Below are 25,136 nucleotides of genomic sequence, written 5' to 3'. Positions count from 1 at the left end.
GCAATGCGGTAGGGTTTTCGAGTTTTTCTATTGGCCGGCTCTTGCGGCGGATTCGCATCGGCATCATTGTTTAGCCGCGTTGCGGGGCAACAAGCGCCGCGCCCTCCCGTCTTCCGGAATCATCCTCAGAATGTACAAGCTCTATTCGATGCAGCGCTCGGGCAACAGCTACAAGGTCCGCCTTGCGTTGGCGCTGCTGAACTTGCCTTACGAAGCGGTCGAGGTGGACATTCTGCGCGGCGAGAGCCGCACCCCGGACTTCCTGGCCAAGAACCCATCCGGTCAGGTGCCGCTTCTCGAGGTCGGCGACGATCGCTATCTCGCCGAATCCAACGCCATCCTCTGGTATGTCGCCGTCGGCACGCCGCTCGCACCGGAGAACCGCATCGATCGCGCCGACGCGCTGCAATGGATGTTCTTCGAGCAGCACGCGCTGGAGCCGAACATCGGCGCGGCCTATTTCTGGCTGTCGCTGGTGAGGGGCGGCCGCGACCTCCAGACTCATTCGCTGGAAGACTGGATGGAGCGCGGCTATGGCGCGCTCCAGGTGATGGAGAATCACCTCAAGACCAACGCCTATTTCGCCGCCCGCCAGCTCACGGTCGCCGACATCGCGCTGTACGGCTACACCCACCTCGCCGACCGCTGCGACTTCGACCTCTCGACCTTCCCGGCGATCCGGGACTGGCTGAAGCGCGTGGAAGCGGCCCCCGGCTTCGTCGCAATGGACTGGCGGCCGGCCAACATCGAGGACCCCGCCAGCATCGCCGCGGGCGCTTGACAGCGCGCAGTGCTCTGCGAATAGCGGGCACAAGGGCCATCATTGCCGCAATCTCGCCGTTTTCGCTCGATTGGCCGCCGCAATATTGCCGATTGGAACAGTGAAATTGTTCGATGTCGCGGGTGATTCGCTCGCGCGTTGAAGGATTTAGACCATGATTCGGGCGTCCGGCACGGCAGGCTTTCAGGGCCCACCCGCTACCGTTTCGTCTTCCAGGCTGACCAACGCGGTCGCGGCCTCGCTCGCCGTGGCCGCGCTCTCGCTGTGCTTGATCGTCACCCTGACGGTGCTGTCGACCAAGGCGACCATGGCGATGGGCCTGCCGGTCTGATTCCCGCTTCATCCTGGACCCGCCTTCAAGGCGCCGCGTGGCCCGCGCCGACCGGCATCGCGACAGGACGTCGATGAAATCACCTGTGCTAGTCGTTGCAATCACCCTGACCGCGGCCATCCTCGTCGCGGCATCGCTGTTGATCTTCGTCGGCACGCGCAAGGGCCAGGGGACGTCGACGCTGAATGCGCCCGCGCTGCAACAGCGTCTCAAGCACGCGCATTTGGTCTAAAATCATCCGAAAGCTTTGCGCGTGAACCAAAGCGCACCTTAAGCACACCGCGCGAAACCGCATCGCAATGGCGCAATATTCGGTCAGTGTTGCCGCCTTACCTCGTCCAGGGAGGAGCGAGACAGGCCCATGCGGTTGGGATGGCGTGCGATCTCCGGTCCGGCGCTGACGGCAGCGACTTTGCTGCTGACGATGTTTTTCGATCGCTTCGTCCCCGCTCCCTCGCCCGCGCCGCTGCTCGTCTGTATCGTGGCGCTCGCCGGCGCGCTCTCTGGTCCCGCGTCCGCCGTCGCCAGCGTAGCCATCGCCGTCACTGGCGCGGCACTGCTGCTCCTCAGCCGGCACGGCGTTTCAGGTCTTACCACGGCGGATATGATCCAGCTCGGCTTCCTGGCCGCGACGGCCGCGGGCACCGCAGGCATCACCGGCCTGATGCGCCAGCGGCTGCTCGGCACGTTTGCCGCCGAGCGGCGGAGCCACGCCACCGCAGGGCGGCTATCGGCCGCGCTCGACCAGGTCGATATCGGCATCGTGCTGCTCGATGCCGAGACGCGCGCCGAATTCATCAACCGGGCGTTCCGCGATTATTTTGCGGTGCCGGACGACATCGCCGACGGCAAGCCGCCGTTCATCGCGCTGATGTATCATGGCCGCGACACCGGCGCGTTCGAATTGCCCGAGGACGAGCTTGGTACCTTCATCGCACAGCGCATGGAGATGGTGCGGATCGGCGATGCCACGCCGATCAACATCGCATTGCGCAATGGCGAGGTGTTGCGCTTCGTCTGTGCCACGCTGCCCGATGGCGGGCGCATGCTGAGCTACACGCCGGTGACCGACCTCGTGCGCCACACCGATGCGCCGTCCCGTGCCGACTACTACCGCTCGCTGCGCGACCCCGCGGGTCGCAAGCTGATCCGGTATCTGCGCGTCGCGGAGTGATGCCCGATTGATCAGCACGTCCATCATCACGTATGAAGGACGCCTCATCGCTCCCGGGAATTCATATGTCGCTCACCATTCGCTCCGTCACGAGGCAGGACTACGAACAATGGCTGCCGTTGTGGGACGGCTACAACGCCTTCTACGGCCGCTCCGGACCGACCGCGCTCTCGCCCGAAATCACGCGTGTGACATGGCAGCGCTTTTTCGATGCCTATGAGCCGGTGCACGGATTGGTCGCCGAGAGCGACGGCCGCCTGCTCGGGATGACAAATTATCTGTTTCACCGCAGCACCACCGCGATCGAGCCGTCCTGCTATCTGCAGGACCTGTTCACGACCGAGGCGGCACGCGGCAAGGGTGTCGGCTCGGCGCTGATCCACGGCGTCTACGAGCGCGCGAAGCTCGCGGGCTCCCCGCGCGTCTATTGGCAGACGCACGAGACCAACGTCACGGCGCAGCGCCTGTACGACAAGGTCGCCGAGCGTTCCGGGTTCATCGTCTATCGCAAGATCTTCTGATCCTCGCGATCGGGAGGCCTGTGGATAACTCTGCCTGTCACCCGCGCGTAACATAGCGGGACTAGGCTGCAGCTGCGTCTGGTCAGCCCCCCGTCACCGATCAAGCGCCCCAAAGCGGTCCCCGTCAGTCGCCGCGTCTGACAGGGGCCGCATTTTTTTGTCGGCAATTCCTTGTCGGCAGCTCCTTGTCAGCATGGCAGCAACGCGGCGCGCCGCTTGCTGCGGCGGCGCACCGCAGTCACAATACGGTCCTGCCATCTCCGACAGGGATCTCCCATGGAAATTCGCAATCTCGGCGCCTCCGGCCTGCGCGTGTCTGCGGTCGGCCTCGGCTGCAACAATTTCGGCCAGCGCACGGATTTGGAGACCTCGCGCAAGGTAATCCATCGCGCGCTCGATCTCGGCATCACGCTGTTCGACACCGCCGACATCTATGCCGGCATGGGCGGTTCGGAAACGGTGCTGGGCACCGTGCTGGGCGACCGCCGCAAGGACATCGTGCTCGCCACCAAGTTTTCCAAGCCGATGGCGACCGACGGAACCAAACAGGGCGCTTCGCGCCGCTACATCATGAACGCAGTCGAGGCGAGCCTGACGCGGCTCAAGACGGACTACATCGATCTCTATCAGCAGCACGATTACGACCCGCTGACGCCGATGGAGGAGACGCTGCGCGCGCTCGACGATCTCGTCCGTCAGGGCAAGGTGCGCTACATCGGCAATTCCAATTTCCCGGCCTGGCGCTTGGCGGAGGCCGAATTCACGGCGCGTGCGATGAATGTCAGCCGCTTCGTCTCCTGCCAGGACGAATACAGCCTGCTGGTGCGCGACATCGAAAAGGACCTGCTGCCGGCCGCACAGGAGTACAAGCTCGGCCTCCTGCCGTTCTTCCCGCTCGCAAGCGGGCTCCTCACCGGCAAGTACCAGCGCGGCGCGGTCGCCCCAAGCGATACGCGCTTCGGCAAGGTACCGGCGTTACGCGACCGCTACGTCACCCCGCGAAACGAGGACATCGTCGACAAGCTCGCGGCATTCACGAAAGCCCGCGGGCACAGCATGCTTGAGCTCGCCTTTTCCTGGCTCGCCGCGCGCCCGCAAGTATCGAGCGTGATCGCCGGCGCCACCCGCGTCGAGCAGGTCGAGGAGAACGTGAAGGCGATTGCGTGGAAGCTCGGAGCGGATGATCTCGCCGAGATCGACAAGATCACGCTGGGCTGATCTTTTGGGGCGTGGCGCGCTACTTGGCGCCGTGTCCGACCGTCTGGATCACCTCAAAGCCCTCGAACTGGGGATGGCCGAGATAGGTCGGCTTGGTGTCGCCGGCCCGCGCATGCGCGGCACGAAAAGCATCCGATTTGGTCCAGGCCTCGAAGGCCGCATGGTTCGCCCACACCGTGTGCGAGGCATACAGCGTGTGGTCCTCGAGCTCGGGGCCGCGCAGCAGATGAAACTCGACGAAGCCCTGCACCTTGTCCAAATGAGTATCGCGCGAAAGCCAGACCTGCTCGAAGGCGGCCTCGGAGCCCTTGGCGACGCGAAAGCGGTTCATGGCGATGTACATGGGTGATGGTCTCCTGATGTTTGGCTGATCATGTCGTCATTCCGGGACGCGCCGCAAGGCGCGGGCCCGGAATCGCAGGTTAACTAACCAGCCCCTTCATCGGCCTTGCGCCCGCGCTGTCCGGAAACACCGTCTCGGCCAGCACGCGATCCGACAGGCCGAACTGTCCCTGCAGCACGCCCTTGATCACGGAGCGCAGATCGGTGGTGGGCTTGAGATCGCGGGCCTCGAAGAGGTTGGCGGGCTTGAGGCCGGGCCAGTCGGCGATGACGCGGCCGCCCTTCACCGCGCCGCCGGCGAGCAGCGCGACTGTTCCCGTGCCGTGATCGGTGCCGTCGGTGCCGTTGATGCGCGCGGTGCGGCCGAATTCGGTGGCGACCACCACGACGGTGTCGCGCCAGCGTTCGCCGAGGCCGCTTTCGAATTCGGCGAGCGCGCCGTCGAGCCCGCCGAGCAGGAAGGCGAGACGACCGACCGGCCCGCCTTCATTGGCGTGCGTGTCCCAGCCGTCGAACGCGAGCGCCGCGATGCGCGGGCCGTCGTCGGACGCCATCAGTTTTGCGGCGCCGCGCGCGACCTGCCGCATCTGCGCGACCGCATTGCCCGGCTTCGGCTTCATGTCGTCGCCGCTCGCGGCCTTCTCCAGCTGAAGGCCCTGCGACAGCACGGCCGCCAGCGCGGGATCGCGATGACGGTAGAGCTCGACCAGGCGCATCGCGGTGTCGTCATCGGCTTGCGGCAGCGCCACCGGCGCCCAGCCGACGGTCGGTGCATTGCCGCGCAGCACCAGCGGCGTGGTCGGGCCGACGGCAAGAGCACTCGACACCCGCTCGCCGCGCGGCAGCGCCTCCAGCGCGCGGTTGAGCCAGCCGGATTGCACGCGACCGGGCCCGGCATAGCCGCTTTCGAGCACGTCCTGGCCGTCGAAATGCGAACGGTCGCGATAAGGCGTCGCCACCGCGTGGATCACCGCGGCATGCTTGTCGCGATACATCCGTCCGAACTCAGGCATCGACGGATGCAGCGCAAAGAAAGCATCGAGCATGATGGCGGGATGCGCGCCGTCCGCCGTGAGCGCGATCGACCCGTGCAGGCCGGCATAATCGGGATCGCCGACCGGCGCGACGGTCGAGAGACCATCGAGCGCGCCGCGCAGGATCACCACGATCAGCCGGGGATCGCGACCGTCCGCCGCGCGGGCGAATTTCGGCAAATAAGCCCAGGCCGCGAACGACGCGCCGCCGAGCAGGAGGCCGCGGCGCGAGGTGATGAGCCGGTTCTCGACGCAGTCGATCATCATCATCTCCTCTGCATTTCCGGCGACATCAACAGCAGCGCCAGCGCCTGCTGCCGCGACTCCCCGCGCTCGATGGTGCGCCGTGTTTCGATCGAGGCCGCATCTGCTGCGGCAAATTCCAGCAGGTCGAGCGGGTCGATGTTGGGCCCGAGCCGCGCGCCCATTTGCGCGGCAATGTCGAGCCGGAGCTTGATGCCTTCGGGCGCAGCCCAGGCGGCGCTGGTATCAGCAAAACCATTCGGGCCGGCTGGCGACCACAACGGCTGGCCCAGCAGATTGAGATTGTTGAGATAGGCGCCGGGATCCTCCGGCACGCGCGCGAGCAGCCGGCCGCTCGCGACCAGGAAATCATAGGGACTCCGCATCTTGGTCAGCGGCGCCTGCCACGCCTCGTCGGAATCAACCAGTGCCGTTGCGAGCGCCTTGAGATCGCCGTCGGTCTTGATGAAGACATCGCGCAATCGCGCCACCAGCGCCGGCGGCGGATCGTCGGCGACGAAATGTCGGACGAACTTTGTGGCGATGAAGTTCGCGGTCGAGGGATGGCGTGCGATGTCAGCGAGGGCGGCTTCGCCTTGCGCAAGGCCCGTCGGCTCGTAGGTCTTGCCGAGCAGCATTTGCGGCCCGGGCTGGTGCGCATTGACGTTGAACACGAAGGAGCCCGGCGCCCCCAGCTGTCCCTGCCGGCCGGCAAAGGTCCAGCCGGTGATGATGCGCGCGAGCGAGGTGACGTCGTCCTGCGTGTAGCCGCCACCGACGCCGAGCGTATGCAGCTCCATGATCTCGCGCGCGAGATTTTCGTTCAGCCCGCGTTTGCGGTTCTGGCCGGCGCGCGAGTCCGGTCCGAGCGATTGTTGGTTGTCGAGGAAGAAAAGCATCGCCGGATGCTGCTCCACCGCTTTCAGCATGTCGGCGAAACGCCCGAGCACGTGCGGCCTGATCGCCTCGCGTTCGAACGCGCCGGCCCATATCCGCGCCAGCTCGCCCTTGCTGGCGGAGATGCAGAAATGGTTGGACCAGAACACGACCAGGCGTTCGGTGAAGCCGCACTCGACCAGGGTCGCGCGCTGCAACCGCGCCAACGCCTCGGCGCGAAAGGTTTTTTGGACGACGTTGAGCGGCTGCGGGGCGGGTTTTGCGGCAGCCGGCGCGGCCGCGTTGGGCTGCATGGCGTCCGGCTTGGCCGTATTGTCGACTGGCTTGTTGTCAGCAGGCTTGTTGTTACCAGGCTTGGCCTCGGCCATCTGGCCGGCGATCTCGGTTGCGACGGCGTTCAGCGAGAGATTGCGGCGCAGTCCGGGCTTCTGATCGGCCGGCGCTTGCGGCAGTGCTTCGGTCGGCGCGCCGGCTTTGGCGGCGGCCTCGCGCGCCTGCTTGACCTGATCCTGATAGGCGAACACGGACTGCCCGAGCTGCGGCGTGGATTGCAGGCCCGGCGCCTCTAGCAGCACAGCGTTGGGGCGGGCGAGTTCCGCCTTCACGAAGCCGCGAGGATCGGAGGCCGCGTTGATGAGATCGCCGGATGCGCCGCCACGGGCGCCGAAGCCGAAACGGTTGAGCGCGACGAGCGCGGCTTGCGAATCGCGGGCCATCGATATGTCCTTCGCGTGCTGCCTATCGCTTTCCTGATACGTGCGCGAGGCATAATATACCGCAGCGGGAGATGAACCCGGCATGAAAATGACAGCCCAGCTTTTGCGCAAATCATGACAAATCCGCAAGACGTTTCCGTGCAGGAACCGCGCCGCCTCGCCTGCTCCCGCTGCGGCGCCGAGTTCGGCTGTGACCTCTCAGGCAATTGCTGGTGCGCGGAAGAAACGGCCCGTCTGCCGATGCCGGTCAAAGGCGAGGATTGCTTGTGCCGGGAATGCTTGCGCGAGGCGGCGGCGATGCGTAGCCCGGATGGAGCACAAGCGTAATCCTCCGCGTCGGCCTGGCGAAAGCCAGGACCCATTACCCCAGGGAGTTGTTTGGCGAAGACTGGTCGTTCGGGACGTCTACCGAACGCAATCGATAGATTCCGCGGTATGGGTCCTGGCTTTCGCCAGGACGACGCCGGGGAGAGCCGGCCGCGACAACTACACCGCATGCCCCGGTGATTTCCGCGCCATTCCGTCGAACGCATCCAGCAGCTTTTCGCGCCAGGCGTAGACCGGGTCGTCCGCTTCCAGCAGCTTGAACGGGCTCGTCACGCGGGCCCACTGAAAACCACCGAACACGATGTAGTCGGCATAGTTCGGTGCGGCGGCGCCGATGAAGGGCTGCTTCTTCAGGGCCTGCCGCATCGGCTCCAGCGATTTGCGGAAGGCGACCACGCCGGCATCGCGGCCCGACATCACCTCTTCCAGACTCTTGCCGAAACGCGCCTCGCGCGACTGGCGGAAATAGGCGGCGTCGACCTCGGCCAGATTCTTCGGAATGTCGGCGATGATCAGCGGAAAGATGCCGCCGACGATGGCAATGTCGCCCCAGGCATTTAGCATGCGCGCCATGGCGCGGCCGCCTTCGCCGCCGAACAGCGACGGACGGTCCGGAAACTTGTCTTCGAGATAGGTCGCGATCGCCCAGGAATCGACCACGGGCTGGTCGTGATGCAGCAGCACCGGCACCTTCTCCGAGCCGTGCGGCGCAATCGCGCTTTTCTCGGTGAAGCGCCAGGGCAGCGTTTCCGCCGAAAGGCCCTTGTGCGCCAGCGCCATCCGCGTGCGCCAGCAAAACGGGCTGAACGGTCGCGAGGCATCGGTGCCGACGAGTTCGAACAGTTTGAGCGACATGAAAGGGGTCTCCCGGTATTCCGTCATTGCGAGCGAAGCGAAGCCATCCAGGACTGCCGCCGCGGAACATTCTGGATTGCTTCGCTTGCGCTCGCAATGACGGATGTGGAGGGCTACCGCCCGTTCGTGCGCAGCAGCCTCTCGCCGTCCTCCGTCACCGCAATGACCAGCCCGAGGCCGGCAATCGTCTCGCGTGCGACATAGCCGCGGTCGGCGGCGTCTTCCCAAATGGTGAGGCGCGGGCACGAGGTCTTCCAGGTCGCGATCACCTCGGCATAGGCGCGCGGCTCGCGTGCGACCCATTCGACGAAGTCCAGCACCAGCGGATCGGCGTTCTCGCTCATTGCAAACCTCCCTTGTCGAAGGCTGCCAGCACGGGCGTGCGGACCAGCAACCAGCTGCCATAGGCGATGTAGTAGCAGGCGATGGCGGTGATCAGCTTCATCGACCAGGCCACGAATTGCTGGTCGGTCATGGCTTCGAGGATGCGCCGCGCCAGCGTGGTGCCGAGCATCGACGCTGCGATCGCGACGGCCGCGAGCACGGGATCGAGCGTCGCCGCCTGGTCGATCACGCCGCCGAAATAGATCAGCTTGGTGAAATGGCTGACGAGCTGGCACATCGCCTTGGTCGCCACCTTCTCGCGCCGGCCGAAATCGCCGCCGAGGAAGAAGGTGTCGAGCAGCGGCCCCGACACGCCGGTCATCAGCATGAGACCCATGCAGATCGTGCCGTAGACGGTGCCCTGCCAGAGACGGTCCGGATCCGGCTTGATGTTCGCGGGCAGCAGCCGCGCCATGAACGGGGTGATGCCGAGCAGCAGCAGCGCGACAGACTTGTCCGGCACATAGCGGGTGAGCGACCACGCCGCGAGCGCGATAGCCGCGCCGACCATATAGTTCGCGACCGGCCGCCAGCGGATATGCGCGCGCCAGAGAAAGGCGCGCCAACCGTTCGAGGCCATCTGCGTGATCGCATGCAACACCATCGCGGTCGGCAGCGGCATCAGGGCCAGCAGCACGCCGATCAGGATCAGCCCTCCCGCCATGCCGAACAGCCCCGACAGGAATGCGGTGCCGACCATCAGCAATCCAAGGGCAGCGATCATGATGAGAGTCACGTAAAAATCTCCGGTTGGCCTTCCCCCCGCTCGCGGCGAGAAGCGAAGGGGAACGTGCCCCGCTTGCCCCGTCTACGCAAACTGAGTTATCTTGGCCTGGCATCAGCTTTCCTGAGGGTCAGTCATTTGCGGCGCTTGCTGTTTCTCAACGGCATCAAGGCATTCGAGGCCGCCGCGCGGGCCGGCAGCTTTGCCGCGGCCGGCCTCGAGCTGAGCGTGTCGGCGGCCGCGGTCAGCCGCATGGTGCACATCCTGGAAGAACGGCTCGGCGTCGCGCTGTTCGAGCGCAAGGCCAACAAGCTGCTGCTCACGCAGGCGGGCCGCGCCTATCAAAGCGGGCTGACGCCGATCTTCGACGCGCTCGCAAGCCTCACCGCCCAGGTGACGGCGCCCTCGAGCGTCCGCGTGCTCACCATCGGCATCGGCCACACCTTTGCGATGCGCTGGCTGATCCCGCGCCTGTCGGAGTTTCGCAGCGAAGAGCCCGACATCGAGGTGCGCTTCACCACCGGCGGCGCGTCAGTGCCATTCGGCGAGGACTGGAGCTGCGGCATCCAGCTCGGGACCGGGGACTGGCCGGGGCTGGTGGCCGAGCCGCTGTTCGCCGGCGACCTCACACCGGTTTGCGTGCCCCGCCTCGCTTCCTCGCTGAAGCGCCCGGCCGATCTCAGGGGACCGAGCCTGATCCGCGTCGCGCATTCGCCCGAGGACTGGCCGATCTGGCTCAAGGCCGCGAACCTCGCGCGCATCAACGCGCGCGGGCCGGAGTTCCAGTTCTACGGCCAGGCGCTCCAGGCTGCCGCCGACGGGCTCGGCGTCGCCATGGGCATCCGGCCCTATATCGACGACGATCTCGCCGCCGGCCGATTGGTAGCGCCATTCGACCTCTCGGTGCCCAAGGGCATGCGCTGGTACCTGCTCTATCGCAGCTTCCAGACCGAGCAGCGCGACTTTGCCGCGTTCCGCCGCTGGATCATGCGCGCGGCGTCGGAACCTGCCGCCCGTCCGGTGAGGCGAACCGGCCGCACCGCCGCGCGGAACTGACGCTGCAACAGCCTTTTAGTCAAAAAAGCCCGCCGCTTGTGAACGGCTTCACATCCCAAAATGCGCAAACGTGGTCCCCTGACCCTCCAACAAGGCGCTCGAACAAGACATTTTGGGGACTGCAATGACGACCATCTACGACGGCTTTGACATCGAATCCTTCGAAGCTGGCAAGGGGCTGTGGCACGCCCGTATCCGGCGTGCCGATTTCAGCCCGGTTGCCATCGACGGCGTGCTGTTTCCGGCCATGGAAGTCGGCTTCGCCTGGCCCGATCCCGATGCCGCGATTGCCCATGCCAAGCATCACATCGATCGCTTCCGCCGGCGGGCCGACGACAGCGACGACGAATAAGCGAGCGGGACTGCAGGCGAACCAGGGAACGGCGCAGGGTCAAAGGGGGAAACCGGTCATGTCAGTCATCGAATTCGAAGACACGCCGCAGCCGAGGATTTACACCCGCAATGTGATGTCGAGCTGCCCGGAATGCGACGGCGATCTCACGGTGCTCCGCGTGATCGGCGGCCGTGCCGGATGCGAATATTGGGCCATGCGCTGCACCGATTGCGGCGGCATCCATCTCGACATCCTCGAGCCGCGCCAGGCGGCCGGGGACGACGAGGGCCCGCTGCCGGCGGCCTGATCGCAGATCCGGCAATCCGGGCCTGCTGCCAACCTGCTGTCAGCATGCTGACCTAGGAAGGGCATTCGCTCTTTATTGCGAGCCGGACTCGCCCCATATTCGGAGCATGGCGAAGAAACCTGCATCCCCCGAAAAATCCGGCAAATCCCCCAAGACCAAGGCTCCGAACGCCAAGGCACCAAATTCCAAAGCGCCAAGCTCCAAGGCGTCACGCCCGGACGTGCAGCCGATCGGGCCGGCGCTGGCCGAGTTGCTCAATCCCGCGATCAATCGCGGCGATGCCGGGCTCGGATCGGGCACCGGCCTGCAGCCGCCGCCGGACAATTCGCGCGACCGCCGCTCCGGGGGCGAGGCCGCCGCGCATCGCGCGCGTGCTTCGACGCCGAAGGAGTTTCCGCAGGACAATAACAGGCCGATGCCGCTGCGGCCCAATCCGCAGCCGCCGGGGGCCCGCAACGCGGGCTTCGACGAGGCGCCACAGGCCAATTACGGAACCGCGGCCACGATCCCGACGCTCGATCCGGAACTGGCGCGTCAGCTCGGACTTCCCACGGAAGAGGACGATGCCGAAGCCCTGGCGCGTCCGCCGCGCAGCAAGATGGAGGCGCTCGGCGTCAAGGCGACCGCGGACGCGCTGGAATCGCTGATCCGCGAGGGCCGGCCGGAGTTCCGCAAGGACGACGGCTCCACCAGGGTGTGGACCCCGCATCGGCCGCCGCGCCCGGAAAAGTCCGAAGGCGGCGTGCGCTTCGAGATCAAGTCGCACTACGAGCCGCGCGGCGACCAGCCGACCGCGATCGCCGAGCTGGTCGAGGGCATCAATCGCAACGACCGCTCGCAGGTGCTGCTCGGCGTCACCGGCTCCGGCAAGACCTACACCATGGCCAAGGTGATCGAGGCGACGCAGCGCCCCGCCATCATCCTGGCGCCGAACAAGACGCTCGCCGCCCAGCTCTATGGGGAGTTCAAGAGCTTCTTCCCCGACAACGCGGTCGAATATTTCGTCAGCTATTACGACTACTACCAGCCGGAAGCGTATGTCCCTCGCACCGACACCTACATAGAAAAGGACTCCTCGATCAACGAGCAGATCGACCGCATGCGCCACTCGGCGACGCGCGCGCTGCTCGAACGCGACGACGTCATCATCGTCGCCTCGGTGTCCTGCATCTACGGTATCGGCTCGGTCGAAACCTACACCGCGATGACCTTTGCCCTGAAGAAGGGCGAGCGCATCGACCAGCGCCAGCTGATCGCCGACCTCGTCGCCCTGCAATACAAGCGCACCCAGGCCGATTTTACCCGCGGCACATTTCGTGTGCGCGGCGATGTCATCGACATCTTCCCGGCGCACTATGAAGACCGCGCCTGGCGCGTGAACCTGTTCGGCGACACCATCGAGACCATCGAGGAGTTCGATCCGCTCACCGGCCACAAGCAGGACGAGCTCGAATTCATCAAGATGTACGCCAACTCGCACTATGTGACGCCGCGCCCGACGCTGGTGCAGGCAATCAAGTCGATCAAAGCCGAATTGAAGATGCGGCTCGACCAGCTCCACGACCAGGGCCGCTTGCTGGAAGCGCAGCGGCTGGAGCAACGCACCACCTTCGACCTCGAGATGATGGAGGCGACCGGAAGCTGCGCCGGCATCGAAAACTATTCGCGCTATCTCACGGGGCGCCTGCCCGGCGAGCCGCCGCCGACGCTGTTCGAATACGTGCCCGACAACGCGCTGGTGTTCGCCGACGAAAGCCACGTCACCGTTCCCCAGATCGGCGGCATGTTCCGTGGCGACTTCCGCCGCAAGGCGACGCTCGCCGAATATGGTTTCCGCCTGCCCTCCTGCATGGACAACCGCCCGCTGCGCTTCGAGGAATGGGACATGATGCGACCGCAGACGGTCGCAGTCTCGGCGACGCCCAGCGCCTGGGAGATCAACGAGAGCGGCGGCGTGTTCGTCGAGCAGGTGATCCGACCGACCGGACTTATTGACCCTCCCGTGAACATTCGCCCGGCCCGCACCCAGGTCGACGATCTCGTCGGCGAAGTCCGCGCCACCGCCCAGGCCGGCTATCGCTCGCTGATCACGGTGCTGACCAAGCGCATGGCGGAGGACCTCACCGAATATTTGCACGAACAGGGCATTCGCGTCCGCTACATGCACAGCGATATCGACACCATCGAACGCATCGAGATCATCCGCGATCTGCGCCTCGGCGCGTTCGACGCGCTAGTCGGCATCAATTTGCTGCGCGAAGGCCTCGACATTCCCGAATGCGCGCTGGTCGCGATCCTCGATGCCGACAAGGAAGGCTTCTTGCGCAGCGAGACCTCGCTGATCCAGACCATCGGCCGCGCGGCGCGCAACGTCGACGGCAAGGTGATCCTCTATGCCGACCAGATGACGGGATCGATGGAGCGCGCCATCGCCGAAACCGACCGGCGCCGCGAGAAGCAGGTCGAGTACAACACGGCGCACGGCATCACGCCGGAGAGCATCAAGAAGTCGATCGGCGACATCATGAACAGCGTCTACGAGCGCGATCATGTGCTGGTCGAGATCGGCGGCCACGACATGACCGACGACGTCATCTCGATCGGCCACAATTTCGAAGCCGTGCTCGGCGATCTCGAGACGAGGATGCGCGAGGCCGCCGCCGATCTGAACTTCGAGGAAGCCGCGCGCCTGCGCGACGAGGTCAAGCGCCTGCGCGCCACCGAACTCGCGGTGGTCGACGATCCCACCGTCAAGCAGCGCACCGTGCAGGGCAAAGCCGGCGCCTATGCGGGCGCGAAGAAATACGGCGATGCGGCGAATTTGCCGGTCAGCGCCATGAAGAAAAAGACCGTGAGCTCCGCGCTGAAGGCGAGCGGCGGCGGCAGCGGCTCGAAGGTGCACAAGCCGCATCTCGACGAGATGCACGGCCCGGAATCCCTGCCCTATCGCGCGGACCGCGCGCTGCCCACAAAGCCGTTCGGCGGCGAGAGCCGCATCATCCAGCCGACGGACTCGCGGCAGTCAGGTCCGGAGTTCGGGCCGGCGCCGCGGTCGAGCGGAGGGGCGCCGGGGCATAGAGGTGGGTGGAAGAAGAGGTAGAGGGCGCAGAGCGCCGGCGCCGCCCATGGTTATTAGTGGCGGCGTCCGAGAAGGATCAGAACGCGAACTCACCCCACGCTTGCCGCCAGCAGCGACAGCAGCAGCACTGAGGTCACCAGCTGCATCGAGGTCGCCGGCTTGCCGCGCCAGCAGGCGATCTTGTCGGAGAAGGACAGGCTGGCGTCGAAGAACAGCGGTTCGTAGGCGTTCTTTGCGAATCTCGGGAATGTCGATCCCGCCCAGATGGCGAGACAGCTGTAGAAGATCGACGCCATCGCGATGGTGAGGACATGATTGCCACCGCGGTCATGTCCCAGCAGCTTCACCATCAGCGACGCCGCGGCGAAGATCGGGAAGCCCTGAAGGATTGTGGTGAGCGCAAAGCCTTCGAGCCAGTTGAGCGGCCCGGATTTCGACGCGGTGATGAAGGACATGATGCGATCACCCCACGCTCGCCGTCACTACCGCCATCACCGACAGCAGCAGCACGATGGTCATCAGTTGCAGCGAGGCGACCGGCTGGGTGCGCCAGGCCGTGATCTTGTCGGCGAGCGACAGATGGGCCTCGAAGAACTTTGGTTCGTAGACGGTCTTGAAGAGGTGCGGGAAGCTCGGCCCGAAGGTCACCGCGAGCAGCGCATGGGCGAGCGAGGCGATGGCGACGAAGATGGCGACGCCGGGATCGCCGACCAGGTCGTGATTGCCGACCAGCTTGAGCAGGAAGGCGGCGGCGGCGAAGGTCGGGAAGCTCTGCAGCGTCGCGGTCAGCGCGAGGCCTTCGACCGCATTGTGCAGGCTGGACTTTCTGACTCTGGCGATGGCGGCCATGGCACGTCTCCCTGATGACATGCGGATGAATCTAGCCGCCATCAGGGAAGCCTGATGTGAGATGCGTCACGCCCATTTCCTCTGCGGGAACAAGGGGCGCGCCCGGAATGACCAAGGGTTACAGCTTGCCCTGCCCGTTTACCTGGCTCTGCTGTTGCCGCTGCCTCTCCTGCTCTTGCTGCTCCTTGGCATGATGGCGGCCGTAGAGGCAGCCGGCGGCGGCACCGAGGACGCCATGATGACCGGCATAGTGGCCGGCGACGCCGCCGACGACGGCGCCCTTGAGGCAGCCCTTGGCGTTGGCGGTGGAGGTCGCGCCAAGCATGAGAAGTGCGGCGGCGATGGCGGCGAGCAATTTCATCGATCGATGTCTCCGGATGCGGTGTCGCAATCTCAACGGGCACGGGCTCGTCCCGGTTCCGCGTTTGCTTCCTGCGCCCAGGCCAGCCGCGCGCGAATTCGTTTAGGCGCGCGGTACCTCAACCCTTAATTGCAGCCATGAACCTGGCATTGCGCTGGCGCGTCATATTGTCTGCAGTATCCCCTGTGGTTTTGCGGATTGCCGGTGTCCGAGGCGGCGCGTTAGCCTTGCGCAACTCCACACGGCCAATGAGGACGGGCGGAATGACGGTCGAGAAGCTCAATCGCCAGCGCGTGCTGCATCTGCTCGACGCCATTGCGCGCAGCGACCTCCAGGCTGCGCTCGCCTGCTGCACCGACGACGTCGACTTTCTCACCCACGCGCCGATCGACGTGCTGCCGCACATGGGCCCCTGCCACGGCAAGAAGGAACTTGGCGAGTTCTGGCGCACCGTGCAGGAGCGATACGCCGAGATCCGCTACGAGGCGCCGCAGATCGTCGCCGAGGGCGACGCGGTCGCGGCCTATCTACGTGTGTTCTTCAGGAAGCGCAGCAACGACCGCATCATTCAGGTCGACATGGCCGTGTTCTACACTTTCCGCAACGGGGAGGTGGCGCAGATCCGCGAGATCATCGACTCCTACGATCTGGTGCAGCAGGTGCTGGAACGTGAGATTGGCCCGCTGATCGTGGGCGAGCGGGTGGACGGGGGCTAGCCCCGGCCCGGACCGGAAAAATACGGGTCCTATTGTAAATCTCACACGCCGGGGTCAATTGTGCATTGCAAAAACGTGAATTGCGTTTTGGCCGAATTGGCGTATTTATTCGTATACAAATGAGTTGAGCGACCCCGCGGCACCTTATCCTGTGCGCTTGGGGTTGTTTTTCGTTTTTTTTGCAAGCCAGCTTCAGGACTGCCCAAGATGACAGAGCACAGCCTCTGGCGTTTCTCGCGTGCGTTGCATCGCGCGATCAACGACCGGCATTTCGAGGACATCGAGGCCCTGATCGACGAGGACGTCGAGTGGGCGCTCTACGGCCCGATCAACATGTTTCCGTTCCTCGGCGCGCGCCAGGGCAAGGACGCCGTGCTCGACGTCATCCGCCAGTTCGCCGACAATTTCCAGGTCCGCCGCTTCGACCGCGAGAGCATCATGCTCGGCGTCGATTCCGCCGCCTCGATGCTGCGCTATTCGCTGACCGCCTTGGATTCCAGCAAGCCGATCAGCTTGCGGGTGGCGCAATTCGCCCAGTTCAGGGCGGGCAAGCTCACCAGCATGCGCGTGCTGATCGACACGTTTGATCTGGTCGAGCAGGCACTCGGCCGCGCCATTCATCTGCCCAAGATGACCAGCGTCGGCTGAACGGAACACCAACGGGCCCCGCTGTTCGGGACCGATGGCTGATGCTCCCCGCGACGCGTCCTGGCCTCCAGCCCCGCCGGATGCAATCGTGGAGAAGCTCGTCCTCGGGCGCGCGCCTTTCGCGCGGCCCGTTGGTTCGCGTTTGATGGAACCGCCACAATTTCGCAACGATGGTTCCGCATCCTGGGCGGGAACTGGGCTGACGGGCAGGACGATGGAATTCGCGACAGGGTTTGGCTGGACCAGGCTGCCGATGCTGGCGGCCGCTTTCATCTTGGGATCGGTGCTGACGGTTTCGGCGCAGATCATTCCGCCCTTCTCCCCCGGCCCGGCCGCAGCGCCCGACGACGAGGCCGAGACGGCGGAGGCCCCTGATGTCAACGACCCCGACCTGCTCCGTGGCATCGACGTCGACAAGCTCGATTGGGGCCAGCTCGCGATCGACGCCGGCACGCTCAACGACATCATCGCCGCCAAGAAGCGCGCCCAGGCCGCCGCCAAGGACGGGCTGAACTGGGCAACGAACGCCAACGCCAACGGCTCCTCGGCGGTGACGGTGAAGCAGTCGGTATCCTCATTCTGGGACGCCCGCATCGGCGCCGACATGACGGTGACGAGCGAGCCGCGAACGATGTCCGAGCTGCTGGCGCAGAAGGCCACCAATGGCGGCAGCGTGCCTCAGTCGTCCGGCAGCGCCTGGGCGGCCGCGACCGCGCCGGGCGCGGGCGCGATCTGGGACAAGACCGCAGTCGAGGCCCGCGTCGATCCCGGCGCCGAACAGAGCAAGCTCGGGGCGTCGCTGATCAAGTCGGTGCCGCTGTCGGGCGACACGTCGCTGACACTCCAGAACGGCTACAGCGTCAACCAGCAGGGCACCACGGCGCTCCCCGGCGTCGGCGGTCACATCACGCGCAATTACGAGACCGACCAGTCGGCCAAGGTCACTCTCACCGACACCGGCACCAGCATCACCGCGGGCCAGTCGCTGTCGACCACCGACGACAAATGGCTGCGCAAGGTCGGCGCGGAACAGAAGCTGTTCGACAACGTCACCGTCTCCGGCTCGGTCGGCGAAACCTCGCAAGGGGCGATCAACAAGAGCCTGACGGCGGGTTTCAAGAAGAGCTGGTAGGTCCACTCTCTCCCCTCGTCCTGAGGAGCGCTCCAACGGAGCGCGTCTCGAAGGATCGAGGCCCCCGCGAGAGCCGGGCCTGGCATGGTTCGAGACGCGCTTCGCGCTCCTCACCATGAGGAGCTAGAAAGTTCGGCGCGGCAAGGGCGTTTAGACTCTCGTAACCATACGTCACGGCAAAGCCCCCGAATAGACCGCCCTTGCCGCACCTCGGCCAAGTTGCGGCCAAAATCCGACGCCCTAGTCCCAGACTGACGTCGTCGTGCGGGGGATACTCGCGCTGCGCTCAACGCGAACAGGGGAACAACGATGAACGCCATGCGTCCGGAAAAGACCGAAGGTACCGAGACCGAGACCATCGACACCAACCTCGCCGCCGTGACGGAAGTCGAAGCCGGCATCCGTGACTTCGTCCGCAATGACATCGCCTATCTGCGCCGTCCGGCGTCGACGACCACGGACGCACCGCCGCTCGATCCGAGCGCGGAGGCCACCGTCACCAACGTCAACTCGCTGATCCAGCGCGTCGCCGGCACCTCGCTTGCCGAGATCGAGAATCTGATCTCCGAGCTCGAGAGCCTGCGCGATCTGCTCCACGCCGAAGGCCAGCGCGTCCAGCGCGAGATCTCCGGCTACGCCCAGCTCAGCCAGGCCGCGATGAAGTCGACCCGCATGATCGCCGACAACGTCTCGCAGTGGAAGCGCGCCGCCGACGGCCTGCGCAACAGCTGATCACTGCATCCCGCATCACCAGCCGCCGCGTTCCGAAAGGGGCGCGGCGGTTTTGATTCGGGGGTGTGATGAGTGCGCATGCGTCCCATGAAAGTGTCATCACCCGCGAAAGCGGGTGATCCAGTATTCCAGAGGCAGCGAGGCTAGACCGAGAGCCACCGGCGTACTGGATGCCCCGCTTTCGGGGGGGCATGACAGCGGAGGGTTTTGAACTTCCCGCATCCCCGCGGCGACTAACGCCAGGCGCCCTTGCCATCGCGGCCGGGCCTGGGGACATTTCATGGAAAGCATTCGGCCCGACACCACCGACCCGATACCGCTGCGGCCCGCGCCGAACCAGTTCGGCACGATCATGCTGCGTTTTGTCGGATTGCTGGCGGTTGCGATCGCGATATTGGCGTTCGTCTATAGCCGCTGAAGGCGAAGGCCGCGTTGCGGCCCCGCGGAGTTAACGAAATTTACCGGGCGGCTTCCACGGTCGAAGCTTCCAGGGTGTAGGCACCATCGGCATAGCCCTTCACCACCATGCCGGCCACCAACATCACGGCCAGCGTCGCGGTAGCAAAGATGAATCCGACCAGCTTGAGTGCGCCGCGGTCTGCCATGGTCCTCGTCCCCTGTACTCTGCCCAGTTCGTTCAAATAGACAGCGACAGGTTCATAATTGGTTAGCAACTCGATGGTTCCGCCAAATGCTTCGCGGGAAAACCATGTTGCGCAGGCTTATGGCAGCCACCCGGAATCGCGTCCATAGCGCGGAGGCAACACTCGCACGCTGTTTTTGCCGTTCATCCTGGAACGAATCTAACCACCGTTCGCACGCATCGGCACGAAGGCACTGGCGGTGATGGCGTAGACGTCCTCGCCGCGCTGGTTGGTGCCGGTGGTGCGGGCGGTCAGGATGCCCCAGCCGGGTCGCGAGGCGGAGCTGCGCTTGTCGATGACGACGTTGACGTAGGTGATGATGTCGCCGGCGAGCACCGGCCTGATCCAGCGCAGGTCGCGAAAGCCCGGCGATGGGCCCCACACCGCGACCTCCTCGCCGCGCGAAACGGCTTCCCGCGCCAAACGCTGGCCGTCGGCGACAAGCAGGCTCATGCAGGCCGAGCCGACATGCCAGCCCGAGGCCGCGAGCCCGCCAAACAGCGAGTTCTTGCTCTCCTCCTCGTCGAGGTGAAAACGCTGCGGATCGAACTTTGCGGCGAATGTCTTGATCGACTCGGCCGTGAACGTATAGGCGCCGATCTCGCGGCGATGCCCAATCTCGATCTCCTCGAAAAACGGCATCAGACCGCCCCCTCGCGCCGCTTGATCAGGATCGGCGACGTCATCTCGCACAGCGCCTGCCCCGCCGCGTTACGCACGGTGCATTTGAACTTGACGATGCCGAGCTCCGGCCGGCTCTTCGAGGTGCGGGCCTCCACGACGTCGACGTCGAGCATGAGGTCGTCGCCGGGTCTGAGCGGCGACAGCCAGCGCACTTCATCGACGCCGGGAGATCCCAGCGAAGCGGCGCGGGTAATGAAACCGTCGGCCATCATCCGCATCATCAGCGAACAGAGATGCCAGCCCGAGCCGGACAGGCCGCGCAGCATGCTTTTGCCGGCGGCCTCCTCGTCGAGGTGCATCGGCTGCGGATCGAACTCGGCGGCAAAGGCCACGATCTCGTCGCGCGTGACATGGCGCGGGCCGAATGTTCCGAACCGGCCGGGCGGGAAATCTTCGAAGGTCAGGGTCATCTTGGGAAAGGTTTGAGGGAATGACAGATTGTGGCCGCACTTTGCGGCAATCTCAACCCGCCGGCCCGCATGGCTCGTGCTACATTCGGCGCGCCGGCGTGGTCTTGAGTCGGATCGGTCAGGGGTCTCGATCCATTTGCAAGGCCCGGCAACACCTGAATTGCCTGGGGAGAGCAATGTTTTCATTCAGCGACCTGTTTCAATGGGACCGCTTCATCACGCCGACGATCATCAAGACCTTCTACTGGCTGGTGATCGCGCTGATCTGCCTGTTCGGCCTCTCCGGCATCTTCTCCGGCCTCGCGATGATGGCGATCAGCCCGTTCGGCGGCTTCCTGATGCTGCTGTCGTCGATCGCGAGCGTCGTCGTCGGAATCGTGTTCTCGCGCATTCTCGCCGAGCTGATCCTGATCATCTTCCGCATCAACGAGCATCTCGGCGCGATCAGGGATCAGGGCGGCGGGATGAAGTGAGGCAAGCACCGGCGCCGTAGGCTGGGTTAGCCGAAGGCATAACCCACCAACTTCGTTCTGCAAAACGAGGAAGCATGGTGGGTTACGCTGCGCTAACCCACCCTACGAACCTATCCAGATCTTACGTATTGAACCTGAAATGCATCACGTCGCCGTCGGCGACGACGTATTCCTTGCCTTCGAGGCGGAGCTTGCCGGAATCGCGGGCGCCGGCTTCGCCGCCGAGCGCGACGTAGTCCTCATACGCGATGGTCTCGGCGCGGATGAAACCCTTCTCGAAGTCGGTGTGGATCACACCGGCCGCGCCCGGCGCTTTGGTGCCGCGATAGATGGTCCAGGCGCGCGCTTCCTTCGGGCCCACCGTGAAATAGGTGATGAGGTCGAGCAGCGTGTAGCCGGCGCGGATCAGGCGATCGAGGCCGGCCTCTTCGAGACCCAGCGTCTCCAGGAAGTCGGCGCGTTCGTCACGTGAGATGGTGGCGATCTCGGATTCGATTTTCGCCGAGATGACCACGGCAATGGCGCCCTCCTTGGCAGCCTGGTCCTGCACCGCCTTCGAGAACGAATTGCCAGTCGCGGCCGAGCCTTCCTCGACGTTGCAGACGTAGAGCACGGGCTTTGAGGACAGCAGCCCGAGCATCCCGAAGGCGCGCTCCTCCTCCGCCTTGCGTTCGACCAGACGCGCGGGCTTGCCCTCCCGCAGCAGCACCAGCGTACGGTTGAGGAGATCGAGCTGCTCCTTGGCGTCCTTGTCGTTGCCCTTGGCCTTCTTGGACAAATTGTCGACGCGCTTTTCGAGGCTGTCGAGATCGGCGAGCATCAGCTCGGTCTCGATGGTCTCGATGTCGGCGAGCGGGGCGATCTTGCCCTCGACATGGGTGATGTCGGAATCCTCGAAGCAGCGCACGACGTGCGCGATGGCGTCGACCTCGCGGATGTTGGCGAGGAACTGGTTGCCGAGGCCTTCACCCTTGGACGCGCCGCGCACGAGGCCGGCGATATCCACGAAGGTCAGCCGGGTCGGGATGATCTGGCCCGACTTGGCGATCGCTGCGAGCTTGTCGAGCCGCGGATCCGGCACCGCGACCTCGCCGACATTCGGCTCGATCGTGCAGAACGGATAATTGGCCGCCTGCGCCGCGGCCGTCTCGGTCAGCGCGTTGAACAAAGTCGATTTGCCGACATTGGGCAATCCGACGATCCCGCATTTAAATCCCATAATGTCCTCTATCCATGTTCGTCATGGCCGGGCTTGACCCGGCCATCCACGACTTTGACTTGCGGCACCAAGAACGTGGATGCCCGGGTCAAGCCCGGGCATGACGGAGAGCCAGTTATTCCTTGCCGTTGTCGTCCTTGGTCAAAAATCCCTTCGCCTGCATGGCGAGATGCACCCTGTTGGCGAAGGTCGCGTCCGTGCCTTTGGCAACCAATGCCGCGTGCTCGGCCACCGCGTCGCAGAGCGTCGCCACCCAGTCGTTGTCGGCTTTGGCGAAGTCCGACAGCACGTGGCCGTGCACCAATTCCTTGACGCCGGGATGACCGATACCGAGCCGCACCCGGCGGTACTCGTTGCCGATATGGGCGGAGATCGAGCGCAGGCCGTTGTGGCCGGCGATACCACCGCCGACCTTCACCCGCACCTTGCCCGGTGGCAGTTCGAGTTCGTCATGGAATACGGTGACGTCGCCCGGCGCGATCTTGAAGAAGCTTGCCGCTTCCTGAACGCTGCGGCCGGACTCGTTCATGTAGGTCATCGGCTTGAGCAGGATCACGCGCTCGGTGCCGAGCGTGCCTTCCGAGGTCTCGCCCTGAAACCTGCGGCGCCAGGGCGCGAAACCATGACGCCGCGCGATCTCATCGACGGCCATGAAGCCGACATTGTGCCGGTTACGTGCGAATTTCGGGCCGGGATTGCCGAGCCCAACAAACAGTCGCATGACGCGGCGCGCCCCTCGCTCGGCGCGCGGTCATGGACCGCGCGCCAGCTTTGAGAGATTACTTCTTCTTGTCGCCGCCGGCGGGAGCCTTGGCAGCCGGGGCCTTGGCAGCCGCTGCCGGAGCAGCAGCACCCGCAGCCGGAGCAGCACCAGCCGCCGGAGCAGCAGCACCCGCAGCAGGAGCAGCAGCCGCGGCCTTCTGCTCTTCGGCGTAGCCGGACGGCGGCACGATGGTGACGAGGGTCGCGTCCTCGGACGTCAGCGCCTTCACGCCAGCCGGCAGCTTGATGTCGGAGAGATGCAGCGAGTGGCCGATTTCGAGCGAACCGACGTCGGCCTCGATGAACTGCGGGATGTTCTCCACGCCGCACTCGAGCTCGATCGCGTGCGCAACGATGTTCACGGCGCCGCCGCGCTTCACGCCCGGCGAACCTTCAGCCTTCACCACGTGCAAGGGAACGCTGATGCGGATGGTGGCGCCTTCGCCGAGCCGCATGAAGTCGACGTGGATCGGGAAATCCTTGACCGGATCGAGGTGGTAGTCGCGCGGAATCACGCGGTGCTTGTTGCCCTCGAGATCGATGTCGACCAGCGTGGTCAGGAACCGGCCGGCGAGGATGCGGGTGCGCAGTTCACGATCTTCGATCGAGATCGTCAGCGGGGGCTGGTTGTTGCCATAGATCACTCCGGGCACTCTCCCGGCGCGACGCTCAGCCCGGGCGGCCCCCTTGCCGCTCTTCGGACGTGCGGTCGCCTTCAATTCCTTGACGGTCGCCATAACGTTAAGTCCTTGTTTTTGCAAAAGTTAATGGGCCGCAACGCGGCCCATGGCATACGCCGCAGCAAGCCTCCAGGGGTGCGGGGGCTGCAGACGTGGCGGGCTTTTACCCGGAAGACGCGGAAATGACAAGGAGAATGGGCGGCCGGAAGGTATCGGTAGCCCGGATGGAGCGCAGCGTAATCCGGGACCTACGCCGCTGGAACACCCCGGATTGCCGCGAAGCCTGTCATCGGGCGGCGCTTCGCGCCGACCCGTTGGCTCCATCCGGGCTACGATTCCCCCTACCCGCCGAGCTTGGCCTCCAGCGCCGCGATGCGCGCCTTCAGAGCCTCGTTCTCCTCACGCGCCAGGCGCGCCATGTCCTTGACCGCCTCGAACTCCTCGCGCTTGACCAGGTCCATATCGCGCAGGAATTTTTCGGCCTGGGTGCGCATCACCGTGTCGAACTCGCGCTTGACGCCCTGCGCGGCACCGGCGGCATCGTTCATCAGGCGGCCGATCTCGTCGAAAAACCGGTTGTTGGTCTGGGTCATGTCGGTCTCCTGGCGGCTTTCGATGAACTCTGCGCGAACGCACGGGGAGACAATGGCAATCCGATTGGGCCGGTTCAAGGGCCGATCAGCGGTATCCTTGTCATGCCCCGGTTTCCTTGCAATCGTATTCAACGTCCCTGCATAAGAAGAATCACAAAGGCGCTCGAGATGATCGACCAGCAGATCGCGATCCCCACCAAGGACGGTCACACCGCAACCTTCATCAGCCATCCCGAACGCGGCGGGCCGTTTCCGGTCATCCTGTTCTACATGGACGCGCCGGCGATCCGCGAAGAGCTGCGTGACATGGCGCGCCGGCTCGCGACATCGGGCTATTACGTGATGCTGCCGAACCTCTATTACCGCTCCGGCGTGATGGAGCTCGGCGCGCTGCCCGCCGATCCGAACGCCCCGGAACGCAAGCGCATGTTTGCGCTGATGGGATCGCTCACGATCCCAATGATCATGGACGACACGCGGGCGTTGCTGACCTATGCCGAGGGCCAGGCGGCTGCGAACACCAAACTGATCGGCACCGTCGGCTACTGCATGAGCGGCCGCTACGCCGTTAATGCCGCCACGCACTTCCCCGATCGCGTCAAGGCCGCCGCCTCGGTCTACGGCACGCAGCTCGCAACCGACCAGGACGACAGCCCGCATCTCGCGGCAGCCAAGACCAAGGCCGAACTCTACTTCGCCTGCGCCGAGACCGACATCTACGCGCCCGCCGAGATCATCGAGAAGGTGAAGCAGGGCATGAGCGGCGCCAAAGCCGAAGTCGAGATCTATCCCGGCACCCATCACGGCTTCGCCTTCCCCAAGCGTCCGGTCTACGACCGCGACGCAGCCGAGCGGCATTGGGAGCGTCTGCTGGCGCTCTATCGCCGCAATCTCGTCTAGACATAGAAGG

The 25,136-nt window shown here is 65.0% G+C and carries 34 protein-coding genes; 18 read left to right on the top strand and 16 right to left on the bottom strand.

From position 1 onward, the window contains the following. Nucleotides 1–130 precede the first annotated feature (130 nt). The 6 genes from AC0L27_RS10450 to AC0L27_RS10425 all read left to right on the top strand — a co-directional run bounded on the left by AC0L27_RS10450 (nt 131) and on the right by AC0L27_RS10425 (nt 4,025). Entirely contained in the window at nt 131–781 is a 651-nt protein-coding gene (locus AC0L27_RS10450; protein WP_354208183.1) for a glutathione S-transferase family protein, read from the top strand. 154 nt (nt 782–935) lie between these two features. Further along, a complete protein-coding gene (locus AC0L27_RS10445) occupies nt 936–1,112 on the top strand; it encodes a hypothetical protein (protein ID WP_007614766.1) in 177 nt (58 codons plus the stop codon). Nucleotides 1,113–1,185: 73 nt separating this feature from the next. Next, entirely contained in the window at nt 1,186–1,344 is a 159-nt protein-coding gene (locus tag AC0L27_RS10440; protein ID WP_473318873.1) for a hypothetical protein, read from the top strand. 129 nt (nt 1,345–1,473) lie between these two features. After that, the gene (locus tag AC0L27_RS10435; protein ID WP_354208185.1) at nt 1,474–2,286 is read left to right on the top strand and encodes a PAS-domain containing protein; all 813 of its coding nucleotides are present in this window, start codon (nt 1,474–1,476) and stop codon (nt 2,284–2,286) included. A gap of 65 nt (nt 2,287–2,351) precedes the next feature. Continuing rightward, nucleotides 2,352–2,807, top strand: coding sequence for a GNAT family N-acetyltransferase (locus tag AC0L27_RS10430; protein WP_354061610.1), 456 nt, complete (start codon nt 2,352–2,354; stop codon nt 2,805–2,807). A 276-nt stretch (nt 2,808–3,083) separates the two neighbouring features. Beyond that, nucleotides 3,084–4,025 (top strand): aldo/keto reductase, encoded by a 942-nt coding sequence (locus tag AC0L27_RS10425; RefSeq protein WP_354208187.1) that lies wholly within the window; start codon nt 3,084–3,086, stop codon nt 4,023–4,025. A gap of 19 nt (nt 4,026–4,044) precedes the next feature. Here AC0L27_RS10425 and hmuQ read toward each other — a convergent pair whose 3' ends face one another. From hmuQ to AC0L27_RS10410, 3 genes are all read right to left on the bottom strand, one after another. Continuing rightward, nucleotides 4,045–4,368 carry a heme-degrading protein HmuQ gene (gene hmuQ, locus AC0L27_RS10420; protein WP_354208189.1) on the bottom strand — a complete coding sequence of 108 codons (324 nt, stop codon included), beginning with the start codon at nt 4,366–4,368 and terminating at the stop codon, nt 4,045–4,047. Between the two features lie 79 nt (nt 4,369–4,447). Then, complete coding sequence (locus AC0L27_RS10415) at nt 4,448–5,665, bottom strand: DUF1501 domain-containing protein (RefSeq protein ID WP_354208191.1); 1,218 nt, start codon at nt 5,663–5,665, stop codon at nt 4,448–4,450. A gap of 2 nt (nt 5,666–5,667) precedes the next feature. Next, on the bottom strand, nt 5,668–7,257 hold the full coding sequence (locus AC0L27_RS10410) for a DUF1800 domain-containing protein (protein WP_473318867.1): 1,590 nt from the start codon (nt 7,255–7,257) through the stop codon (nt 5,668–5,670). Nucleotides 7,258–7,371: 114 nt separating this feature from the next. On the opposite strand from AC0L27_RS10410, the gene AC0L27_RS10405 reads away from it, so the two are divergent. Further along, nucleotides 7,372–7,584 carry a cysteine-rich CWC family protein gene (locus tag AC0L27_RS10405; RefSeq protein ID WP_354208195.1) on the top strand — a complete coding sequence of 71 codons (213 nt, stop codon included), beginning with the start codon at nt 7,372–7,374 and terminating at the stop codon, nt 7,582–7,584. A gap of 159 nt (nt 7,585–7,743) precedes the next feature. On the opposite strand, the gene AC0L27_RS10400 is transcribed toward AC0L27_RS10405, so the two are convergent. The 3 genes from AC0L27_RS10400 to AC0L27_RS10390 all read right to left on the bottom strand — a co-directional run bounded on the left by AC0L27_RS10400 (nt 7,744) and on the right by AC0L27_RS10390 (nt 9,559). Further along, entirely contained in the window at nt 7,744–8,439 is a 696-nt protein-coding gene (locus AC0L27_RS10400; protein WP_354255175.1) for a glutathione S-transferase family protein, read from the bottom strand. 113 nt (nt 8,440–8,552) lie between these two features. After that, nucleotides 8,553–8,783, bottom strand: coding sequence for a hypothetical protein (locus AC0L27_RS10395; protein WP_354208199.1), 231 nt, complete (start codon nt 8,781–8,783; stop codon nt 8,553–8,555). Further along, nucleotides 8,780–9,559 (bottom strand): TSUP family transporter, encoded by a 780-nt coding sequence (locus tag AC0L27_RS10390; RefSeq protein ID WP_473318864.1) that lies wholly within the window; start codon nt 9,557–9,559, stop codon nt 8,780–8,782. The genes AC0L27_RS10395 and AC0L27_RS10390 overlap by 4 nt, the downstream gene beginning before the upstream one ends. A 126-nt stretch (nt 9,560–9,685) precedes the next feature. Here AC0L27_RS10390 and AC0L27_RS10385 point away from each other — a divergent pair, with 126 nt between their 5' ends. The 4 genes from AC0L27_RS10385 (at nt 9,686) to uvrB (ending at nt 14,344) form a co-directional block, all read left to right on the top strand. Beyond that, nucleotides 9,686–10,603, top strand: a complete 918-nt coding sequence (locus tag AC0L27_RS10385; RefSeq protein WP_275172471.1) for a LysR substrate-binding domain-containing protein — start codon at nt 9,686–9,688, stop codon at nt 10,601–10,603. A 124-nt stretch (nt 10,604–10,727) separates the two neighbouring features. Continuing rightward, nucleotides 10,728–10,955, top strand: coding sequence for a hypothetical protein (locus AC0L27_RS10380; RefSeq protein ID WP_275172470.1), 228 nt, complete (start codon nt 10,728–10,730; stop codon nt 10,953–10,955). 58 nt (nt 10,956–11,013) lie between these two features. Beyond that, nucleotides 11,014–11,244 (top strand): hypothetical protein, encoded by a 231-nt coding sequence (locus AC0L27_RS10375; protein ID WP_354208202.1) that lies wholly within the window; start codon nt 11,014–11,016, stop codon nt 11,242–11,244. Nucleotides 11,245–11,350: 106 nt separating this feature from the next. Beyond that, nucleotides 11,351–14,344: an excinuclease ABC subunit UvrB gene (gene uvrB, locus AC0L27_RS10370; protein WP_354208204.1), complete on the top strand. Its 2,994-nt coding sequence runs from the start codon at nt 11,351–11,353 to the stop codon at nt 14,342–14,344. Nucleotides 14,345–14,412: 68 nt separating this feature from the next. On the opposite strand, the gene AC0L27_RS10365 is transcribed toward uvrB, so the two are convergent. The 3 genes from AC0L27_RS10365 to AC0L27_RS10355 all read right to left on the bottom strand — a co-directional run bounded on the left by AC0L27_RS10365 (nt 14,413) and on the right by AC0L27_RS10355 (nt 15,533). Further along, nucleotides 14,413–14,778, bottom strand: coding sequence for a hypothetical protein (locus AC0L27_RS10365; RefSeq protein WP_354208205.1), 366 nt, complete (start codon nt 14,776–14,778; stop codon nt 14,413–14,415). Between the two features lie 7 nt (nt 14,779–14,785). Further along, nucleotides 14,786–15,172, bottom strand: coding sequence for a hypothetical protein (locus AC0L27_RS10360; protein WP_354061587.1), 387 nt, complete (start codon nt 15,170–15,172; stop codon nt 14,786–14,788). A 118-nt stretch (nt 15,173–15,290) separates the two neighbouring features. Continuing rightward, the gene (locus AC0L27_RS10355) at nt 15,291–15,533 is read right to left on the bottom strand and encodes a hypothetical protein (protein WP_275172465.1); all 243 of its coding nucleotides are present in this window, start codon (nt 15,531–15,533) and stop codon (nt 15,291–15,293) included. Between the two features lie 263 nt (nt 15,534–15,796). Between AC0L27_RS10355 and AC0L27_RS10350 the strand changes: the two genes are divergently transcribed. The 5 genes from AC0L27_RS10350 to AC0L27_RS10330 all read left to right on the top strand — a co-directional run bounded on the left by AC0L27_RS10350 (nt 15,797) and on the right by AC0L27_RS10330 (nt 19,179). Next, nucleotides 15,797–16,249 (top strand): nuclear transport factor 2 family protein, encoded by a 453-nt coding sequence (locus AC0L27_RS10350; RefSeq protein ID WP_275172464.1) that lies wholly within the window; start codon nt 15,797–15,799, stop codon nt 16,247–16,249. A 207-nt stretch (nt 16,250–16,456) separates the two neighbouring features. Then, a complete protein-coding gene (locus tag AC0L27_RS10345) occupies nt 16,457–16,897 on the top strand; it encodes a nuclear transport factor 2 family protein (protein ID WP_354208206.1) in 441 nt (146 codons plus the stop codon). A 214-nt stretch (nt 16,898–17,111) separates the two neighbouring features. Next, complete coding sequence (locus AC0L27_RS10340; protein ID WP_275172462.1) at nt 17,112–18,029, top strand: hypothetical protein; 918 nt, start codon at nt 17,112–17,114, stop codon at nt 18,027–18,029. 309 nt (nt 18,030–18,338) lie between these two features. Next, nucleotides 18,339–18,761: a hypothetical protein gene (locus tag AC0L27_RS10335; protein WP_275172461.1), complete on the top strand. Its 423-nt coding sequence runs from the start codon at nt 18,339–18,341 to the stop codon at nt 18,759–18,761. A 280-nt stretch (nt 18,762–19,041) separates the two neighbouring features. After that, nucleotides 19,042–19,179 carry a hypothetical protein gene (locus AC0L27_RS10330; RefSeq protein ID WP_007614812.1) on the top strand — a complete coding sequence of 46 codons (138 nt, stop codon included), beginning with the start codon at nt 19,042–19,044 and terminating at the stop codon, nt 19,177–19,179. Between the two features lie 40 nt (nt 19,180–19,219). Here AC0L27_RS10330 and AC0L27_RS10325 read toward each other — a convergent pair whose 3' ends face one another. From AC0L27_RS10325 to AC0L27_RS10315, 3 genes are all read right to left on the bottom strand, one after another. Next, nucleotides 19,220–19,366, bottom strand: a complete 147-nt coding sequence (locus AC0L27_RS10325) for a hypothetical protein (protein WP_007596790.1) — start codon at nt 19,364–19,366, stop codon at nt 19,220–19,222. 198 nt (nt 19,367–19,564) lie between these two features. After that, nucleotides 19,565–20,047, bottom strand: a complete 483-nt coding sequence (locus tag AC0L27_RS10320; RefSeq protein ID WP_354255184.1) for a MaoC family dehydratase — start codon at nt 20,045–20,047, stop codon at nt 19,565–19,567. Next, nucleotides 20,047–20,499 carry a MaoC family dehydratase gene (locus AC0L27_RS10315; protein WP_354208208.1) on the bottom strand — a complete coding sequence of 151 codons (453 nt, stop codon included), beginning with the start codon at nt 20,497–20,499 and terminating at the stop codon, nt 20,047–20,049. The genes AC0L27_RS10320 and AC0L27_RS10315 overlap by 1 nt, the downstream gene beginning before the upstream one ends. 176 nt (nt 20,500–20,675) lie before the next feature. Here AC0L27_RS10315 and AC0L27_RS10310 point away from each other — a divergent pair, with 176 nt between their 5' ends. Beyond that, on the top strand, nt 20,676–20,972 hold the full coding sequence (locus tag AC0L27_RS10310) for a DUF4282 domain-containing protein (RefSeq protein WP_275172458.1): 297 nt from the start codon (nt 20,676–20,678) through the stop codon (nt 20,970–20,972). 121 nt (nt 20,973–21,093) lie between these two features. Here AC0L27_RS10310 and ychF read toward each other — a convergent pair whose 3' ends face one another. From ychF to AC0L27_RS10290, 4 genes are all read right to left on the bottom strand, one after another. Next, nucleotides 21,094–22,191 (bottom strand): redox-regulated ATPase YchF, encoded by a 1,098-nt coding sequence (ychF, locus tag AC0L27_RS10305; protein WP_473318855.1) that lies wholly within the window; start codon nt 22,189–22,191, stop codon nt 21,094–21,096. A 115-nt stretch (nt 22,192–22,306) separates the two neighbouring features. Next, nucleotides 22,307–22,912: an aminoacyl-tRNA hydrolase gene (gene pth / locus AC0L27_RS10300; RefSeq protein ID WP_275172457.1), complete on the bottom strand. Its 606-nt coding sequence runs from the start codon at nt 22,910–22,912 to the stop codon at nt 22,307–22,309. A gap of 58 nt (nt 22,913–22,970) precedes the next feature. After that, on the bottom strand, nt 22,971–23,690 hold the full coding sequence (locus AC0L27_RS10295) for a 50S ribosomal protein L25/general stress protein Ctc (protein ID WP_275172456.1): 720 nt from the start codon (nt 23,688–23,690) through the stop codon (nt 22,971–22,973). Nucleotides 23,691–23,974: 284 nt separating this feature from the next. After that, nucleotides 23,975–24,226: an accessory factor UbiK family protein gene (locus AC0L27_RS10290; RefSeq protein ID WP_007596812.1), complete on the bottom strand. Its 252-nt coding sequence runs from the start codon at nt 24,224–24,226 to the stop codon at nt 23,975–23,977. Nucleotides 24,227–24,394: 168 nt separating this feature from the next. Between AC0L27_RS10290 and AC0L27_RS10285 the strand changes: the two genes are divergently transcribed. Continuing rightward, nucleotides 24,395–25,126: a dienelactone hydrolase family protein gene (locus tag AC0L27_RS10285; protein WP_027520357.1), complete on the top strand. Its 732-nt coding sequence runs from the start codon at nt 24,395–24,397 to the stop codon at nt 25,124–25,126. Nucleotides 25,127–25,136 lie beyond the last annotated feature (10 nt).

The sequence above is a fragment of the Bradyrhizobium sp. Ken51 genome (genome assembly GCF_055807435.1).
The sequence above is the reverse complement of the archived record's forward strand: the minus strand, read 5'-3'. Positions and strand labels throughout refer to the sequence as shown.